This window comes from Streptomyces roseicoloratus (assembly GCF_004117935.1).
GTDB classification, from domain to species: Bacteria; Actinomycetota; Actinomycetes; order Streptomycetales; family Streptomycetaceae; genus Streptomyces; species Streptomyces roseicoloratus.
Genome location: NZ_SDOY01000112.1, coordinates 106,248 through 123,698 on the forward strand (window position 1 = coordinate 106,248; position 17,451 = coordinate 123,698).

Consider the following 17,451-nt stretch of genomic DNA (forward strand, 5'->3'; position numbering starts at 1 on the left):
TCATCGCGGGCGGTCCGGGATCGAGGCGTGGCCGGTGTCGAGGGCGAGGGCGATCTCGTCGGCGTACGGCATCGCGGGCGAGCAGGCGAGCCGGCCGGCCACGATCGCGCCCGCGGCGTTGGCCCGGCGGAGCAGGGTCTCCAGGTCGAGACCGGTGAGCAGGCCGTGGGCGAGCGCTCCGCCGAAGGCGTCGCCCGCGCCGAGGCCGTTCACGACGTCGACGGGCAGCGGCGGCACCTCGGCGGAGGTGCCGTCGGCGGCGAGCGCGAGCACGCCCTTGGGGCCCTGCTTCACGACGGCGAGCCGCACGCCCGCGGCGAGCAGGGCGCGGGCGGCGGCGTACGGCTCGCTCTCGCCGGTCGCGACCTCGCACTCGTCGAGGTTGCCGACGGCGACGGTCGCGTGCCGCAGCGCCTCCCGGTACAGGGGGCGGGCGTCGGCGGCGGTGCCCTCCCACAGGGTCGGGCGCCAGTCGAGGTCGAAGACGGTGATGCCGGGAGCGGGTGCGGGGCCTCCGGCGCGGAGCGCGTCGGCCCGTTCCCGCAGGGCGGCGAGGGTGGCGGTGCGGCTGGGGTCGGCGCTCAGGCCGGTGCCGGTGACCCACAGGGCGCGGGCGGCGCGGAGGGCGGGGATGTCCAGTTCGTGGAGGTGGATCTCCAGGTCGGGGGCCTTGGGGCGGCGGTAGAAGTGGATCGGGAAGTGGTCGGGCGGGAAGATCTCGCAGAAGGTGACCGGTGTGGGATACGCGGGCACGTCGGTCACCCAGCGGTCGTCCACCCCGAAGGCCCGCAGCTCGCGGTGCAGATACGCGCCGAACGGGTCGGCCCCGGTCCGGCTGACCAGCGCGGTGCGGCTGCCCAGGCGCGCGGCGGCGACGGCGACGTTCGCCGGGGAGCCGCCGAGGAACTTCCCGAAGGTCTCGACCCGTGCCAGCTCCACCCCGCTCTGCAGCGGGTAGAGGTCCACGCCGAGACGGCCCATCGCGATCAGGTCGTAGGCCCGCGTCCGCGGCCTTTCCTCCGGTTCCGGCGTCATGCCACGTCACCTCTCGCCTGCGCCCTGCCGGGCCCACGTCCCAGGTCTATCCACGGCCCCGGGCGGTGTCAACGACCCGTCCGGGCAGGCGGAGGTGCGCCGGACCGGCCGGGTCGACGTCTTGACGCCCCTCGGAGTCCGTCGGAAGGTGGCATGCATGACGAACCTGACGAACCGGTCGCCGTCGTCCCGCATCCGCATCGGTTCCGCCCCGGATTCCTGGGGCGTCTGGTTCCCCGACGATCCGCGGCAGGTGCCGTGGCAGAGGTTCCTGGACGAGGTGGCGGGCGCCGGTTACGAGTGGATCGAGCTCGGCCCGTACGGCTATCTGCCGACCGATCCGGCCGTCCTCGCCGAGGAGACCGGGCGCAGGGGGCTGCGGGTCTCGGCGGCGACCGTGTTCACCGGGCTGCACCACGGTCCCGCCGTGTGGGACCGGACCTGGGCCCATGTCGCCGAGAACGCAGCGCTCGCCCAGGCCATGGGCGCCCGGCACCTGGTGGTGATTCCCGCCTTCTGGCGCGACGACCGCACGGGCGAGGTCCTGGAGGACCGCACCCTGACCGCCGGGCAGTGGCGGCAGCTCACCGGTCTGACCGAGCGGCTCGGCCGCGAGGTCCGGGAGCGCTACGGGCTGCGGCTCGTCGTCCATCCGCACGCCGACACCCACATCGACGGCGAGGAGAACGTCACCCGTTTCCTGGACGCCACGGATCCCGATCTGGTCGCGCTCTGCCTGGACACCGGGCACTACGCCTACTGCGGCGGTGACAGCGTCAAGCTGATCGAGACCTACGGCGAGCGGATCGGCTACCTCCATCTCAAGCAGGTCGATCCCGCCGTGCTGGCCCGGGTGGTCGCCGAGGAGATGCCGTTCGGTCCGGCGGTGGCCGCCGGCGTGATGTGCGAGCCGCCCGCCGGGACGCCGGCCCTGGAACCGGTGCTCGCCGCCGCCCGGGCCCTGGACGTGGACCTGTTCGCCATCGTCGAGCAGGACATGTACCCGTGCGACCCGGACGCGCCCTACCCCGTCGCGGTGCGCACGCGCGGCTTCCTCCGCTCCTGCGGCCTGTGATGACCAGGCGTCACGTACCGCTTGGACCAATGCATCACTTACGTCACATCCGTCGCTCCTTCGTCACACATTTCTCCGTTACGCGGGTTTTCCGTCACAGCCGATCGACAGCCTCGCTCCTCCTGTCGGAAGGAGGGCGCGGGCCGGGCACAGGCTCTGTGATCACCAGCGATCACCAGTGAGGTCCGGCAGCTCCCCCGACGGCGTCCCCGCCGCCGCTGCCGGGCACGCAGGAGAGGTGCCACGCCATGACCGACAGAAGGCTCTGGTCGTACAAGGACATCGCCGCGCACATCAAGGTGCAGCCGGACACGGTCCGCTCCTACCGGAAGCACGGGCTGCTGCCGTCACCCGACCACGTGGAGTCGGGCAAGCCCTACTGGTACCCGGACACCATCCGCGCCTGGGTCGCCAGCCGGCCGGGAAACCGGAGCCGCCGGGAGTGACCTTCGGGGTCCTGTCCGGCGGATCCGGCCGGACCGGACCTAGACCTGACCGACCTTCTCGGGCACCCGGTCCGGCCCCGCCGCGCCGGGTGCCCCGGCTATGCCGGGGGCGGTGACGGTGGGCCGTTCCCCGCCCTCGCTGATGCCGAAGCGGCCGTGGAGCCGGCGCAGCGGTCCCGGGGCCCACCAGGTGAGGCGCCCGGTCAGCTTCATGACGGACGGAACGAGCAGGCTGCGCACCACCATGGCGTCCATGAGGACGGCGAGGGCGACGCCGAGGCCCAGCATCTTGGTGTTGGTGACCCGGGAGGTGCCGATCGCGACCATCACCACGGCCAGGATGACGGCCGCCGCGGTGATCAGCCCGCCGGTGCGGCGCAGTCCGTGGCGGACGGCGCCCTCGTGGTCGCCGGTGGCGTCGTACTCCTCCTTGATGCGGGAGAGCAGGAACACCCCGTAGTCCATGGAGAGTCCGAAGGCCACGCAGAACATCAGGACGGGCAGGGTGGTCTCGATGTCACCGGTCGCGGTGAAGCCGAGCAGGCCGGAGAGGTGCCCCTCCTGGAAGACCCAGACGACCGCGCCGAACATCGCCGTGAGGCTGAGCGCGTTGAGCACGACGGCCTGGAGCGGTATCAGGACGCTGCCGGTGAGCAGGAAGACCAGGACGAGGGTGACGACGACGATGATGGCGGCGGCCCAGGGCAGCCGCTCGCCTATGGCGTCCTTGGAGTCGACCAGGACGGCGGCCGCGCCGGTCACGGCGGTGTCGAACGGGGCCTTCTCGGCGCGCAGTTCGCCGACGACGCGCTGGGCGCCGGCGCCGACGCTCTCGCCCTCGGGCACGACCGTGTAGTACGCGTGGGTCCGGCCGCCGGTCCCGGCGGCGACGGGTCCGTCGACCCGGGCGACGCCGTCGAGCGCCTCGATCCGCTCCCGGTAGGCGGCGTACTGCGCGGGTGTGGCGGGGCCTTCGGCGAGCACGGTGAGCGCGCCGCCTGGGCTGCCGGGGAAGCCGTCACGGAGCTCGTCCTGGACGACGCGGGACTCCGCGACGGCGGGCAGCTGACGGTCGTCGGCGGTGCCGAACTTCACGCCGAGGAAGGGCAGTCCGAGCAGGACGAGCCCGGCGGCGGTGGCGACGGCGAACCACGGCGCCCGGCGCATGACCAGACCCGCCGTCCGCGCCCATCCGGCGCCTTCGGAGACGTCGTCCGTCTCCGCGCCCACCGGGTCACCCGCCCGGCCCTTGCGGCGCGGGCGCAGCAGCGTGCGCAGGTCGAGGGCGTTGACCCGGTCGCCGAGCAGCAGGAGGGCGGCCGGCAGCAGGATCAGCGCGGCCGCGGCGGCGAGCAGCACGACGGCGATGCCCGCGTAGGCGAAGGAGCGCAGGAAGTACTGCGGGAAGACCAGCATCGCGGCGAGCGAGACGGCGACGGTCAGCGCCGAGAAGAGCACGGTCCGCCCGGCGGTGCGCAGGGTGGTGCCGACGGCCGTGCGGGGGTCGGCTCCCGCGGTCAGTTCCTCGCGGAAGCGCCGTACGACGAACAGGGCGTAGTCGATGGCGAGGCCGAGGCCGAGGGCGGTGGTGAGGTTCTGGGCGAAGACGGAGACGTCGGTGAACTCGGTGATGCCGCGCAGCACGGCGTTGGTACCGAGGATGGCGACGATGCCGATGCCGAGCGGGAGCAGCGCGGCGACGGCGCTGCCGAAGACCATGACGAGCAGGACGAGGGTGATGGGCAGGGCGATCAGCTCGGCTCTGACCAGGTCCTCCTGGATGATCGTCTGCATCTCGTGGCGCACCGCGAGCGGGCCGCCCACGGAGACCTCGACGGGGCCGTGGCCGCCGCGGAACTCGGGCGCGAGGCGCTGGAGCACCTCGCCGGCGGCCTTCTCGTCGCCGGCGATGCGGGCGGCGATCACCGCCTGCCGCCCGTCCTTGGACCGCAGCGCGGGGGAACCGGTCCGCCAGTAGGAGCCGGCGCCGTCGACGCCGTCCCGGGCGTCGAGCCGCTCGGCGAGGCGGCGGCCCTCGGCGGCGACCGCCGGATCGTCGACCCCGGCGGGCCCCGCGTCGACGAGGAGCAGCAGATTGGGCTGGGAGCCGGGGAACTCCCGTTCCAGGACCTCGATCGCGTACGTCGACTCGGCGTCGGGGTCCTCCCAGCCGCCGCTGCCCATCCGGTCGGCGACACCGCCGCCGGCCATCACGGCGAGCGCGGTGAGCACGAGCGCGACCAGCAGCGTCAGGCGCGGCCGCGCGGTGACGAACCGCGTCCAGGCCCCACCGCCACCCCCCGTGGGCTGGGCTTTCTTGACTTCGGCCTTCACGCGGTGTCCCCTTCCCCCTGACCCGTGCGCTCGCTTCCCGGCAGGCCGCATGGGTCACCCATTGCCCGTAGACTGGCAAACACGAGCGATCACTCGCGTTCCCCCAGAATGCGAGCGACCTCTCGCGTTTGTCAATCGTGTTCAGAGAGCCGGGGGACAGCCATGTCCGAAGAACCGAAGCCGCGCCGTCGCCAGGCCCGCGGCGAGCGCCGCATCGCGCAGCTCCTCCAGGCCGCCGCGAAGGTCTTCTGCGCCAACGGCTACACGGCGACCAGCACGAACGCGATCGCCCGCGAGGCGAGCGTCTCGCCCGGCACGCTCTACCAGTACTTCCCGAACAAGGAGGCCATCGCCATCGAACTGGGCGACCGGCTGCTCACTCAGATGCGGGAGTACCACGGCCAGGCGTTCACACCCGAGAACTTCGCGCTGCCGCTCCCCCGGCTGCTCGACGCCGTCCTCGACCCGCTGATCGCGTTCAACGTCGAGAACCCGGTCTTCTTCGCCCTGATGCACGGCTCCGAGATCCCGGGCCGCATCGCCGAGGAGCACGACGCACTGCACGCCTCACTGCTCGCCAGGGTCGGCGAGCTGCTCGGCCACTACCTGCCCGACGGCGATCCCGCCCAGCACTCCCGGACCGCCGACATGACCTTCGCCATCGTGAAGTCAGGCCTCGCCCTGATCCTGGCCGCCCCCGAGGGCGCGGAACGGGACGCGGTGATCAGGGAGACCAAGACGGCACTGCTGCGCTATCTCGACCCGGTCATAGGCGAGGTGCTCACCGGGGCACCGACTCCGGCACCGACTCCGGCACCAGCTCCGGCTCCGACTCCGGCCCCGACTCCCACCCCGGCACCGGCACCGTGAGACCCGGCACCGCGAGACGGCACGACCGGGGCCCGACAGCCGTTTGATACCCCCTAGGGGTACAGTGGATGGTATGACGGCGTGACGGTGCACGGACCGGCGCACCGCCGGGCCTCCGCACCACCCCACGCACCATGTGCACCAGCGCACCGCCCTCGAAGAGGAGACCGACATGTCCACCACCGTCGTCTACAAGGTCAGCGGAATGACCTGCGGCCACTGCGAGGGCGCGGTCACCGAGGAGATCTCCGGGATCGCCGGCGTCTCCTCGGTCAAGGCCGTCGCCGCCACCGGCGAGGTCACCGTGACCTCCGCCGCGCCGCTCGACGAGGAGGCCGTCCGTGCCGCCGTCGACGAGGCCGGCTACGAGCTGGTGGGCCCGGCCGCCTGAGCCCCGGGCGGACGACTTCCCGAAGCACCCCCGCAGGGCCGTACGGTGACTACGTACGGCCCTGCTCCCGTTTGGAACCCCGCCCCATGGACACGCTCACGACCTCCGCCGTCACCGAGCTCACGATCGGCGGCATGACCTGTGCCTCCTGCGCCGCCCGCGTCGAGAAGAAGCTCAACCGCATGGAGGGCGTGACCGCGACGGTCAACTACGCCACCGAGAAGGCGCGCGTCGAACACCCGGCCGACCTGCCGGTCGCCGACCTGATCGCCACCGTCGTGAAGACCGGCTACACCGCCGAGCAGCCCCCGCCACCGGAGCCCGAGCCCGCACCCGCGCCGGAGGGCGCCCCCGGGACGGGCGCGGCGCCCGAGCCCGACCCGGAGCTCGCCTCGCTGCGGCAGCGGCTCACCGTCTCCGCCGTGCTCTCGCTGCCGGTCGTGCTCCTCTCCATGGTCCCGGCCCTCCAGTTCGACGACTGGCAGTGGCTGAGCCTCACCCTCGCCGCGCCCGTCGTGGTCTGGGGCGGGCTGCCCTTCCACCGGGCGACCTGGACGAACCTGCGGCACGGGGCCGCCACCATGGACACCCTGGTCTCGGTCGGCACCCTCGCCGCCTTCGGCTGGTCGCTGTGGGCGCTCTTCCTCGGCGATGCCGGCATGCCCGGCATGCGCCACGACTTCGACCTCACCGTCACCCGCGACCACGCCTCCTCCACCATCTACCTGGAGGTGGCGGCAGGAGTGGTCACCTTCATCCTCCTCGGCCGCTACCTGGAGGCCCGCGCCAAGCGGAAGGCCGGCGCCGCCCTGCACGCCCTGCTGCGGCTCGGCGCCAAGGACGTGGCCGTCCTGCGCGACGGCACGGAGGTACGGGTGCCGGTGGCCGCGCTGCGGGTCGGCGACCGGTTCGTCGTACGGCCCGGCGAGAAGGTCGCCACGGACGGCACCGTGACCGAGGGCGCCTCCGCCGTCGACGCCTCCCTGCTCACCGGCGAGTCCCTGCCGGTCGACGTGGTCCCGGGCGACGCCGTCACCGGCGGCTGCGTCAACGCCTCGGGCCGGCTGGTCGTCGAGGCCACCCGGGTCGGCGCCGACACCCAGCTCGCCCGCATGGCGAAGCTCGTCGAGGACGCCCAGAACGGCAAGGCCGCCGTCCAGCGGCTCGCCGACCGCATCTCCGCCGTCTTCGTGCCCGTCGTGCTGCTCCTCGCCCTCTGCACCCTCGGCTTCTGGCTGGGCACGGGGCAGGGCCCGACCGCCGCCTTCACCGCGGCCGTCGCCGTGCTGATCATCGCCTGCCCCTGCGCGCTCGGCCTGGCCACGCCGACCGCCCTCATGGTCGGCACCGGGCGCGGCGCGCAGCTCGGCATCCTCATCAAGGGCCCGGAGGTCCTGGAGTCCACCCGCCGCGTCGACACGGTCGTCCTCGACAAGACCGGCACCGTCACCACCGGCCGCATGGAACTGACCGGGGTGCACGTGTACGGAGGCGCCTACGGCACCGCCCGCACCGACGAGAACGAACTGCTGCGCCTCGCGGGCGCCCTGGAGCATTCCTCGGAGCACCCGGTCGCCCGCGCCGTCGCGGCCGGCGCCGTCGCGCGGGTGGGCGAGCTGCCCGTACCGAAGTCGTTCGAGAGCGTGCCGGGCCTCGGCGTGCGCGGCTCGGTCGAGGGGCATCTCGTGCTCGTCGGGCGCGCGGCGCTGCTCGCGTCCGAGGAGATCGAGGTCCCGGCGGAGGCCGGCCCCGGCGTCGTGCACGTCGCCTGGGACGGGCGGGCCCGCGGCACCCTGACCGTCGCCGACACGGTCAAGGAGACCAGCGCCGAGGCGGTGTCCCGGCTGCGCGCCCTGGGCCTGCGGCCGGTGCTGCTGACCGGGGACGGTCCGGCGGTGGCCGAGCGGGTGGCGGCGGAGGTCGGCATCGACGAGGTGATCGCCGAGGTGCTGCCGCAGGACAAGGTGGACGTGGTGCGGCGGCTGCAGGCCGAGGGCCGCATGGTGGCGATGGTCGGCGACGGCGTGAACGACGCGGCGGCGCTGGCGACGGCCGACCTGGGGCTCGCGATGGGCACGGGCACGGACGCCGCGATCGAGGCGAGCGACCTCACCCTGGTGCGCGGCGACCTGCGGGTCGCGGCCGACGCGATCCGGCTGTCCCGGCGCACCCTGGCCACGATCAAGGGCAACCTGGGCTGGGCCTTCGGGTACAACGTGGCGGCGCTGCCGCTGGCCGCGGCGGGGTTGCTCGACCCGATGATCGCCGGGCTCGCGATGGCCTTCTCGTCGGTCTTCGTGGTGACGAACAGCCTGCGGCTGCGCCGCTTCCGCTGAGCTCCCGCCGGGCGGCGCGCGGCCGGCGACCGCGCGCCGGTCCAGACCGGGCCGAGGCATGCCAAAACCGGACCAAGATCACGCCATGCCCACGTCACCATCACTCCTCGATCATGCGAATTCACCTACACGTGACGCACAGGACCTTCACAAAGAGATCTAGATCACAGATATTGGGGGGTAACCATCTGGGCTGTTCGCGAGTCTAAGTGGGCGATGCCGAGAACGTCTTGGGGGACGTTCATGGAGAGGTCTTGGGGGACGTCTCCAGGCAAGCGCGGCCGGGGCACGTGCACCGGGGAGCTTTGAGCGGCCCTCCCGTACGTACCCCGGCAGACCGCGCGAGCAGACGCCCGGCCCGGATCCCGTGGGGGGAATCCGCACCGGGGAAATGGGAAGCGCCCCGCTCGCCGACCCGTGGGGGGATCGGCGGCGGGGCGCTTTCGTCACGTACGGCGGCCGTACGGGGCGCGAACGCCGCGTACGGAAGCGGGCCGGCCTCGGTCAGCGGCTCTCGACCGGGACGAAGTCGCGGAGGACCTCGCCGGTGTAGATCTGGCGCGGGCGGCCGATGCGGGAACCCGGCTCCTTGATCATCTCGTGCCACTGGGCGATCCAGCCCGGGAGGCGGCCGAGGGCGAAGAGCACGGTGAACATCTCGGTCGGGAAGCCCATCGCGCGGTAGATGAGGCCCGTGTAGAAGTCCACGTTCGGGTAGAGGTTGCGCGAGACGAAGTAGTCGTCGGAGAGCGCGTGCTCCTCGAGCTTCAGCGCGATGTCGAGCAGCTCGTCGGACTTGCCGAGGGCCGACAGGACGTCGTGCGCCGCCGCCTTGATGATCTTGGCGCGCGGGTCGAAGGACTTGTACACCCGGTGGCCGAAGCCCATCAGGCGGACGCCGTCCTCCTTGTTCTTCACCTTGCGGATGAAGGAGTCGACGTCGCCGCCGTTGGCCTGGATGCCCTCGAGCATCTCCAGGACGGACTGGTTGGCGCCACCGTGCAGGGGGCCCCACAGGGCCGAGATGCCGGCGGAGATCGAGGCGAACATGTTCGCCTGCGAGGAACCGACCAGGCGGACGGTGGACGTCGAACAGTTCTGCTCGTGGTCCGCGTGCAGGATCAGCAGCTTGTCGAGCGCGGAGACCACGACCGGGTCCAGCTCGTACTCCTGGGCCGGGACCGAGAAGGTCATGCGCAGGAAGTTCTCGACGTACCCGAGGTCGTTGCGCGGGTAGACGAAGGGGTGGCCGATCGACTTCTTGTACGCGTACGCAGCGATCGTCGGCAGCTTGGCGAGCAGCCGGATCGTGGAGAGGTGGCGCTGCTTCTCGTCGAACGGGTTGTGGCTGTCCTGGTAGAAGGTGGACAGCGCGGAGACCACGGAGGACAGCATCGCCATCGGGTGGGCGTCACGCGGGAAGCCGCGGAAGAAGTTCTTGACGTCCTCGTGGACCAGCGTGTGCTGGGTGATCTCGTTCTGGAAGGTGGAGAGCTCCTCCGCCTTCGGCAGCTCACCGTTGATCAGCAGGTACGCCACCTCGAGGAAGGTGGACTGCTCGGCCAGCTGCTCGATGGGGTAGCCGCGGTACCGCAGGATGCCCTGCTCACCATCGAGGTAGGTGATGGCGGATTTATAGGCGGCGGTGTTGCCGTATCCGCTGTCCAGGGTGACCAGCCCGGTCTGGGCCCGGAGCTTCCCGATGTCGAAGCCCTTGTCGCCGACGGTGCTCTCGACCACCGGGTAGGTGTATTCACCGTCCGCGTACCGCAGTACTACAGAGTTGTCGCTCACGTCATCCCTCACCGACGTAGTGCCTCTTCTTCGAGGTGCCCTGACTGTCTCTACCATCCCCCATTTGGCTCAGCAGAGTGCACTCGGGGTCGACCATTGGGCCAATTGGCGGCACTCAGTGCCGTCAACCTGCTCATCCTGCCCCCTTCGCCCCGGTTCCGGAAGTCCTCCGTGATCTTTCACACCACACTGTCCCCTGTGAGCCGATATGCGAGTGCGGTGAAGCGGCGCCCCGCCGAGACCGTGCGCACCGCCTGGGCGATCGCCTTGCGCGACCCCACCAGGACGACGAGCTTCCTGGCCCGGGTGACGGCCGTGTACAGCAGGTTCCGCTGGAGCATCATCCAGGCGCTCGTGGTGACCGGGATCACCACCGCCGGATACTCGCTGCCCTGGGAACGGTGGATGGTCACAGCGTAGGCATGCGCCAGCTCGTCCAGCTCGTCGAACGCGTACGGCACCTCCTCGTCCTCGTCGGTGCGCACGACCAGCCGCTGCTCGACCGGGTCGAGCGAGGTGACGACGCCCACGGTGCCGTTGAAGACGCCGTTGGCGCCCTTCTCGTAGTTGTTGCGGATCTGGGTGACCTTGTCGCCGACCCGGAACACCCGGCCGCCGAAGCGCTTCTCCGGGAGGTCCGGCCGGGCCGGGGTGATCACCTGCTGGAGCAGCCCGTTGAGCGTGCCGGCTCCGGCCGGACCGCGGTGCATGGGCGCGAGGACCTGGATGTCGCGGCGCGGGTCGAGCCCGAACCTGGCCGGAATCCGCCGGGCGGCGACCTCCACGGCGACCCGGGCGGCGTCCTCGGTCTCCTCCTCGGCGAAGAGGAAGAAGTCGGGCAGACCGTGCGTCACGGGCGGCAGGCCCTCGTTGATCCGGTGCGCGTTGGTGACCACCCCGGACTGCTGGGCCTGACGGAAGATCCGGGTGAGCCGGACGGCCGGCACCGGGCCGCCGGGGGCGAGGAGGTCCGCGAGGACCTCGCCCGCGCCGACCGACGGCAGCTGGTCCACGTCGCCCACGAGCAGCAGGTGGGCACCCGGTGCCACGGCCTTGACCAGCTTGTTCGCGAGCAGCAGGTCCAGCATGGAGGCCTCGTCGACGACGACCAGGTCGGCGTCGAGCGGCCGGTCCCGGTCGTACGCGGCGTCGCCGCCCGGCTTCAGCTCCAGGAGCCGGTGCACCGTCGACGCCTCGGCGCCGGTCAGCTCCGCGAGCCGCTTGGCGGCCCGGCCGGTGGGCGCGGCGAGCACCACCTTGGCCCGCTTGGCCCGCGCCAGCTCCACGATCGAGCGGACCGTGAACGACTTGCCGCAGCCCGGGCCGCCCGTGAGCACCGCGACCTTACGGGTCAGGGCGAGGCGCACGGCCTGCTCCTGCTCCGGCGCGAGCGAGGCGCCGGTGCGGTCGGCGAGCCAGGCAAGGGCCTTGTCCCAGGCGACGTCCCGGAAGGCCGCGAGCCGGTCCTCGTCCGCGGCGAGGAGCCGGCGGAGCTGCCCGGCGAGGGACAGCTCGGCCCGGTGGAACGGGACGAGGTAGATCCCGTTGACGGGCAGCCCCTCGGGGCCCGGCACCTTCTCCCGCACGACGCCCTCCGGATCCCCGGCCAGCTCGCCGAGGCACTCGATGACGAGCCCGGTGTCGACCTGGAGCAGCTTCACGGCGTCGGAGATGAGCCGCTCCTCGGGCAGGAAGCAGTGGCCCTGGTCGGTGGACTGCGACAGCGCGTACTGCAGCCCCGCCTTGACCCGGTCGGGGCTGTCGTGGGGTATGCCGACGGCCTGGGCGAGCCGGTCGGCGGTGAGGAAGCCGATGCCCCAGACGTCGGCGGCCAGCCGGTAGGGCTGGTTCTTCACCACGGAGATCGAGGCGTCCCCGTACTTCTTGTAGATCCGCACGGCGATGGACGTGGAGACGCCGACGCCCTGGAGGAAGACCATCACCTCCTTGATCGCCTTCTGCTCCTCCCAGGCCGCGGCGATGTTCCCGGTGCGCTTGGGGCCGAGGCCCGGGACCTCGATCAGGCGCTGCGGCGACTCCTCCAGGATCGTGAGGGTGTCCAGGCCGAAGTGGGTCGTGATGCGGTCGGCGAAGACGGGCCCGATGCCCTTGATCAGGCCCGAGCCGAGATAGCGGCGGATGCCCTGGATGGTGGCGGGCAGGACGGTCGTGTAGTTCTCGACGGTGAACTGCCGCCCGTACTGCGGGTGCGAGCCCCAACGGCCCTCCATGCGCAGGGACTCCCCCGGCTGGGCGCCGAGCAGCGACCCGACGACCGTCAGGAGATCACCGGAACCGCGTCCGATGTCGACGCGGGCGACCGTGTACCCGTTCTCCTCGTTGGCGTAGGTGATCCGCTCCAGGACCCCTTCGACCACTGCGAGACTGCGGACTTCGCTGGACATGATCCGACGGTAGCGAAGGCCACGGACAACGGGGGCGGCGGTGTGGACGACGCCCGGTCGTCAGCGCATGCCGTCGGCCCTGTTCGCCACCGTCCGGGTACCGAAGGACGCCTGGCGACGGGTGGGGACCGCCCCGTACGAGCTCACCCGGAAAAGGCGGCACCGCGCGGCCGGGGTCGTCGGTCTTCCCGTCTGCGCCACGGCCGACCACCACGGGCTGACGATCCTGCACAGGGACGACGACTTCGCGACGGTCGCCCGCGTGCTCAAGGAAGTCGACCAGCAGGACGTGCGGCGGGCCGGAGGCTGACCGTGTTCAGAGGGCGAGGTACGCCTCCAGCGTCTCCTCCAGGGCCTCCACGCCGTCCCTCGACCACAGGTCGTCGTTGAAGAGCTCGACCTCCACCGGGCCCTCGTAACCCGCCTTCGCGACCAGTTCGCACCAGGCCGGCAGGTCGATCGTGCCCGTGCCCAGCTGGGCCCGGCCGTTGAGGACTCCGGCCGGGAGCGGGGTGGTCCAGTCGGCCAGCTGGAAGGAGTGGATGCGGCCGGCCGCGCCCGCGCGGGTGACGGCGGCGGGGGCGCGGTCGTCCCACCAGAGGTGGTAGGTGTCGACGACCACGCCCACCTGGCCGGCGGGGAAGCGTTCCGCGATGGCCAGGGCCTGGTCCAGGGTGGAGACCGCGCAGCGGTCGGCGGCGTACATCGGGTGGAGCGGCTCGATCGCGAGCCGGACGCCCCGCTCTCCCGCGTACGGGGCCAGGGACCCGATCGCGTCCGCGATGCGGGCCCGCGCCCCCGCCAGGTCGCGGCTGCCGGGCGGCAGGCCGCCCGAGACGAGGACCAGGGTGTCGGTGCCGAGGGCCGCCGCCTCGTCGATCGCCGCGCGGTTGTCGGCCTCCCACCCGTCGTTCGTGAAGAAGCCGCCGCGGCACAGGGTGGTGACGGCGAGCCCGGCGTCCCGTACCAGCGCGGCCGCCGCCTCGACCCCGTACTCCCTGACGGGTTCGCGCCACAGGCCGATGCCGGGGATGCCCAACCGCACGCACTGGGCGACCAGTTCGGGCAGCGGCAGCTGCTTGACGGTCATCTGGTTGATGCTGAAGCGGTCGATGTTCACCGGGGGACTCCGTGGACGTCCAGCAGGGAGCGCATCCTGGCCTCGGCGCGCGCCGGGTCGGGGAACAGGCCGAGGCCGTCGGCGAGTTCGTACGCCCGGGCCAGGTGCGGGAGCGAGCGGGCGGACTGGAGGCCGCCGACCATGGCGAAGTGGTCCTGATGGCCGGCGAGCCAGGCGAGGAACACCACGCCCGTCTTGTAGAAGCGGGTCGGCGCCTGGAAGAGGTGGCGGGAGAGCGCCACCGTCGGGTCCAGGAGCTCGCGGAAGCCGGCCACGTCGCCCGTGTCGAGCGTCCGCACCGCCTCCGCCGCCAGCGGGCCCAGCGGGTCGAAGACGCCCAGCAGTGCGTGGCTGAACCCCTGGGCGTCCCCCGCGATCAGCTCCGGGTAGTGGAAGTCGTCGCCCGTGTAGCAGCGGACGCCCTGCGGCAGCCTCCGCCGGAGGTCGACCTCGCGCCGCGCGTCCAGGAGCGAGACCTTGATGCCGTCGACCTTGTCCGGATGCGCGGCGATGACCTCCAGGAACACCTCCGTGGCCGCGTCCAGGTCGCCCGAGCCCCAGTAGCCCTCGAGCGCCGGGTCGAACACCGGACCCAGCCAGTGCAGGATCACCGGCTCGGCCGCCTGCCGCAGGAGGTGGCCGTAGACCTCCGCGTAGTCCTCCGGGCCCTTCGCCTCGGCGGCCAGGGCGCGCGAGGCCATGAGGACCGCCTGGGCGCCCGATTCCTCGACGACGGCGAGCTGTTCCTCGTACGCCGCCCGGATCGCGTCCAGAGACCCGCCGGTGCCGGTGAGCTGGTCCGTCCCGACTCCGCACGCGATCCGCCCGCCGACCGCCTTCGCCTCGGCGGCGGACCGGCGGATCAGCTCCGCCGCCCCCGCCCAGTCCAGGCCCATGCCGCGCTGCGCGGTGTCCATCGCCTCGGCGACGCCGAGACCGTGGGACCACAGGTGCCGGCGGAAGGCGAGCGTCGCGTCCCAGTCGACGGCGGCGGGAGAGTCGGGGCTGGTGTCGGCGTACGGGTCGGCGACGACGTGGGCGGCCGCGAAGACCGTACGGGAGGTCAGCGGGCCGGTCCCGGAGGGCGCGAGCGGTTCGGCGCGCGGCGCGTACGCCCGCAGCTCGCCGCCCGCGTGGGGCAGCAGGATCACGGACGGACTCACAGCGAGACCTCCGGGACCTCGAGCCGGCGGCCCTCCGCCGCCGACCGCAGGCCGAGTTCGGCGAGCTGGACGCCGCGCGCGCCCGCGAGCAGGTCCCAGTGGTACGGCTCGCCGAGCGCGACGTGGCGCAGGAACAGCTCCCACTGCGCCTTGAAGCCGTTGTCGAACACGGCGTTGTCCGGCACCTCCTGCCACTGGTCGCGGAAGGACTCGCCGGCGCTCAGCGGGAGGTCCGGGTTCCACACCGGCTTCGGGGTGGCGGCGCGGTGCTGGATCCGGCAGCCGCGCAGCCCGGCGACGGCGGAGCCGTGGGTGCCGTCGACCTGGAACTCGACCAGTTCGTCGCGGTGGACGCGGACCGCCCAGGAGGAGTTGATCTGCGCGACGGCCCCGCCCTCCAGCCCGAAGATGCCGTAGGCGGCGTCGTCGGCCGTCGCCTCGTACGGCTTGCCCGCCTCGTCCCAGCGGCGCGGGACGTGCGTGGCGACCTGGGCGGTGACCGAGGTGACCCGGCCGAAGAGCTCGTGGAGCACGTACTCCCAGTGCGGGAACATGTCGACGACGATGCCGCCGCCGTCCTCGGCGCGGTAGTTCCAGCTGGGGCGCTGGGCGTCCTGCCAGTCGCCCTCGAAGACCCAGTAGCCGAACTCCCCGCGTACGGACAGGATCTCGCCGAAGAAGCCGCCGTCGACCAGCCGCTTGAGCTTGCGCAGGCCGGGCAGGAACAGTTTGTCCTGGACGACGCCGTGCCGGACGCCCTGTTCCTCGGCCAGGCGGGCGAGTTCGAGCGCGCCGGCGAGGTCGGCGGCGGTGGGCTTCTCGGTGTAGACGTGCTTGCCCGCCGCGATGGCCTTGGTGAGGGCGTCGGCGCGGGCGGAGGTGACCTGGGCGTCGAAGTAGACGTCGACGCTGTCGTCGGCGAGCACGGCGTCGAGGTCGGTGGACCACTCGGTCAGGCCGTGGCGCTCGGCCAGGGCGCGGAGCGCGTGCTCCCGGCGGCCGACGAGGACCGGCTCGGGCCAGAGGGTCGTGCCGTCGCCGAGGTCGAGGCCGCCCTGCTCGCGCAGGGCGAGGACCGAACGGACGAGGTGCTGGCGGTAGCCCATGCGTCCGGTGACGCCGTTCATGGCGATGCGGACGGTTCTGCGTGTCACGAAGGTGGTCCTCTCCTGGGCGCACACGTGCGTCGCGCTCACCGGAAACACGGATGGAAAGCGCTTTCTATCGGGCAGGACGCTAGCCTGCCGACATCACCGCCGACAAGGCCTCTGGAGGTACGCACGCGATGACCGTCACCCTGGCGGACGTGGCCGCCCGCGCCCGGGTCTCCCCCGCGACCGTCTCTCGCGTGCTGAACGGCAACTACCCGGTCGCCGCCGCCACCCGCGAGCGGGTCATGCGCGCGGTGGACGAGCTGGACTACGTCCCCAACGGCCCCGCGAGCTCGCTCGCCGCGGCCACGTCCGACCTGGTCGGCATCCTCGTCAACGACATCGCGGACCCGTTCTTCGGGATCATGGCGGGGGCGGCGCAGGGGGCGATCGGGGCCGGCGGGGCCGGCGACGCTCTCACGGAGGCGGGGCGGGCGGCTGCCGGGACGGCGCACGAGAGGCCGACGGGCACGTCGACCGACAAAGCGACCGCCAAAGCGACCGACAAGACAAGCGACAAGACAAGCGAGAAGGTGAGCGAGAAGGCCGGCGGCGAGAAGCTGGCCGTCGTCTGCAACACCGGCGGCTCGCCCGCCCGCGAACTCACCTACCTCACCCTGCTCCAGCGGCAGCGCGCCGCCGCCGTGATCCTCACCGGCGGATCCCTGGAGGACCCGGAACACCTCGCCGCGGTGGCGGCCAAGCTGGCCCGGCTCGCGGAGGCCGGCACCCGCGTGGTGCTGTGCGGGCGGCCGCCGCTCGGAGAGCCCCCGGCCGGCGAGCCGGCGGTCGCCGCGACGCTCGCCTTCGACAACCGGACCGGCGCGCGCCGGCTCACCGAGCACCTGCTCGCGCTCGGCCACCGGCGGATCGGTTACGTGGCGGGCCCGGAGAACCGCACCACCACCCGGCACCGCCTCGAGGGCCACCGCGCGGCGCTCGCGGCGGCGGGAGTGGCCGAGGGGCCGACCGTGCACGGTCGCTACGACCGCTCGTCCGGTTACGAGGCGACCGTCGAACTCCTCGGCCGCGAACCGGACCTGACCGCGGTCGTGTCCGCCAACGACACGGTCGCGCTCGGCGTGTGCGCGGCCCTGCGCGACCGCGGCCTGAGCATCCCCGGCGACGTCTCGGTCGCCGGCTTCGACGACCTGCCCTTCGCCGTCGACGCCGTGCCCGCCCTGACGACCGTACGCCTGCCGCTGCACGACGCCGGCGCCCGCGCGGGCCGGCTCGCGCTCGGCACGGAGGCGCCGCCGCAGGGCGGCGTGGCGACGATCGCGGCGGAACTGGTCGTACGGGGCTCGACGGGGGCCCCACGCGGGGCCTGA

The 17,451-nt window shown here is 72.6% G+C and carries 14 protein-coding genes; 7 read left to right on the plus strand and 7 right to left on the minus strand.

Annotated features, from left to right (window positions below; genetic code table 11):
* Entirely contained in the window at window positions 1–1,035 is a 1,035-nt protein-coding gene (gene iolC, locus ESG85_RS13855) for a 5-dehydro-2-deoxygluconokinase (protein WP_128979011.1), read from the minus strand.
* 157 nt (window positions 1,036–1,192) lie between these two features.
* On the opposite strand from iolC, the gene ESG85_RS13860 reads away from it, so the two are divergent.
* Window positions 1,193–2,110: a sugar phosphate isomerase/epimerase family protein gene (locus tag ESG85_RS13860; RefSeq protein WP_128979013.1), complete on the plus strand. Its 918-nt coding sequence runs from the start codon at window positions 1,193–1,195 to the stop codon at window positions 2,108–2,110.
* 248 nt (window positions 2,111–2,358) lie between these two features.
* Window positions 2,359–2,556, plus strand: coding sequence for a helix-turn-helix transcriptional regulator (locus tag ESG85_RS13865; protein ID WP_128979015.1), 198 nt, complete (start codon window positions 2,359–2,361; stop codon window positions 2,554–2,556).
* Between the two features lie 39 nt (window positions 2,557–2,595).
* Here ESG85_RS13865 and ESG85_RS13870 read toward each other — a convergent pair whose 3' ends face one another.
* Window positions 2,596–4,890, minus strand: coding sequence for an MMPL family transporter (locus ESG85_RS13870; protein WP_425471220.1), 2,295 nt, complete (start codon window positions 4,888–4,890; stop codon window positions 2,596–2,598).
* A 162-nt stretch (window positions 4,891–5,052) separates the two neighbouring features.
* On the opposite strand from ESG85_RS13870, the gene ESG85_RS13875 reads away from it, so the two are divergent.
* The 3 genes from ESG85_RS13875 to ESG85_RS13885 all read left to right on the plus strand — a co-directional run bounded on the left by ESG85_RS13875 (window position 5,053) and on the right by ESG85_RS13885 (window position 8,487).
* Window positions 5,053–5,760 carry a TetR/AcrR family transcriptional regulator gene (locus tag ESG85_RS13875; RefSeq protein ID WP_246095000.1) on the plus strand — a complete coding sequence of 236 codons (708 nt, stop codon included), beginning with the start codon at window positions 5,053–5,055 and terminating at the stop codon, window positions 5,758–5,760.
* A 172-nt stretch (window positions 5,761–5,932) separates the two neighbouring features.
* Window positions 5,933–6,151 carry a heavy-metal-associated domain-containing protein gene (locus ESG85_RS13880; RefSeq protein ID WP_128979021.1) on the plus strand — a complete coding sequence of 73 codons (219 nt, stop codon included), beginning with the start codon at window positions 5,933–5,935 and terminating at the stop codon, window positions 6,149–6,151.
* Between the two features lie 86 nt (window positions 6,152–6,237).
* The gene (locus tag ESG85_RS13885; protein WP_128979023.1) at window positions 6,238–8,487 is read left to right on the plus strand and encodes a heavy metal translocating P-type ATPase; all 2,250 of its coding nucleotides are present in this window, start codon (window positions 6,238–6,240) and stop codon (window positions 8,485–8,487) included.
* A gap of 504 nt (window positions 8,488–8,991) precedes the next feature.
* Here ESG85_RS13885 and ESG85_RS13890 read toward each other — a convergent pair.
* Together ESG85_RS13890 and recD2 are read right to left on the minus strand one after the other, a co-directional pair.
* Entirely contained in the window at window positions 8,992–10,281 is a 1,290-nt protein-coding gene (locus ESG85_RS13890; protein ID WP_128979025.1) for a citrate synthase, read from the minus strand.
* A 179-nt stretch (window positions 10,282–10,460) separates the two neighbouring features.
* A complete protein-coding gene (gene recD2 / locus ESG85_RS13895; RefSeq protein ID WP_128979027.1) occupies window positions 10,461–12,686 on the minus strand; it encodes an SF1B family DNA helicase RecD2 in 2,226 nt (741 codons plus the stop codon).
* Between the two features lie 67 nt (window positions 12,687–12,753).
* On the opposite strand from recD2, the gene ESG85_RS13900 reads away from it, so the two are divergent.
* The gene (locus ESG85_RS13900; RefSeq protein ID WP_181019032.1) at window positions 12,754–12,996 is read left to right on the plus strand and encodes a PIN domain-containing protein; all 243 of its coding nucleotides are present in this window, start codon (window positions 12,754–12,756) and stop codon (window positions 12,994–12,996) included.
* A 6-nt stretch (window positions 12,997–13,002) separates the two neighbouring features.
* On the opposite strand, the gene ESG85_RS13905 is transcribed toward ESG85_RS13900, so the two are convergent.
* The 3 genes from ESG85_RS13905 to ESG85_RS13915 are packed head-to-tail and all read right to left on the minus strand — an operon-like array spanning window position 13,003 to window position 16,123.
* Complete coding sequence (locus ESG85_RS13905) at window positions 13,003–13,776, minus strand: sugar phosphate isomerase/epimerase family protein (RefSeq protein WP_128979170.1); 774 nt, start codon at window positions 13,774–13,776, stop codon at window positions 13,003–13,005.
* Between the two features lie 26 nt (window positions 13,777–13,802).
* Window positions 13,803–14,969 (minus strand): dihydrodipicolinate synthase family protein, encoded by a 1,167-nt coding sequence (locus tag ESG85_RS13910; protein WP_246095004.1) that lies wholly within the window; start codon window positions 14,967–14,969, stop codon window positions 13,803–13,805.
* Window positions 14,966–16,123 (minus strand): Gfo/Idh/MocA family protein, encoded by a 1,158-nt coding sequence (locus ESG85_RS13915; RefSeq protein ID WP_128979029.1) that lies wholly within the window; start codon window positions 16,121–16,123, stop codon window positions 14,966–14,968. The genes ESG85_RS13910 and ESG85_RS13915 overlap by 4 nt, the downstream gene beginning before the upstream one ends.
* 131 nt (window positions 16,124–16,254) lie before the next feature.
* On the opposite strand from ESG85_RS13915, the gene ESG85_RS13920 reads away from it, so the two are divergent.
* On the plus strand, window positions 16,255–17,451 hold the full coding sequence (locus ESG85_RS13920) for a LacI family DNA-binding transcriptional regulator (protein WP_128979031.1): 1,197 nt from the start codon (window positions 16,255–16,257) through the stop codon (window positions 17,449–17,451).

Excerpts from the sequence above, each read along its gene's own strand:
- iolC (WP_128979011.1), bottom strand. The coding sequence starts at position 1,035 with ATGACGCCGGAACCGGAGGAAAGGCCGCGGACGCGGGCCTACGACCTG.
- ESG85_RS13860 (WP_128979013.1), top strand. The coding sequence starts at position 1,193 with ATGACGAACCTGACGAACCGGTCGCCGTCGTCCCGCATCCGCATCGGT.
- ESG85_RS13865 (WP_128979015.1), top strand. The coding sequence starts at position 2,359 with ATGACCGACAGAAGGCTCTGGTCGTACAAGGACATCGCCGCGCACATC.
- ESG85_RS13875 (WP_246095000.1), top strand. The coding sequence starts at position 5,053 with ATGTCCGAAGAACCGAAGCCGCGCCGTCGCCAGGCCCGCGGCGAGCGC.
- ESG85_RS13880 (WP_128979021.1), top strand. The coding sequence starts at position 5,933 with ATGTCCACCACCGTCGTCTACAAGGTCAGCGGAATGACCTGCGGCCAC.
- ESG85_RS13885 (WP_128979023.1), top strand. The coding sequence starts at position 6,238 with ATGGACACGCTCACGACCTCCGCCGTCACCGAGCTCACGATCGGCGGC.
- recD2 (WP_128979027.1), bottom strand. The coding sequence starts at position 12,686 with ATGTCCAGCGAAGTCCGCAGTCTCGCAGTGGTCGAAGGGGTCCTGGAG.
- ESG85_RS13900 (WP_181019032.1), top strand. The coding sequence starts at position 12,754 with ATGCCGTCGGCCCTGTTCGCCACCGTCCGGGTACCGAAGGACGCCTGG.
- ESG85_RS13905 (WP_128979170.1), bottom strand. The coding sequence starts at position 13,776 with ATGACCGTCAAGCAGCTGCCGCTGCCCGAACTGGTCGCCCAGTGCGTG.
- ESG85_RS13920 (WP_128979031.1), top strand. The coding sequence starts at position 16,255 with ATGACCGTCACCCTGGCGGACGTGGCCGCCCGCGCCCGGGTCTCCCCC.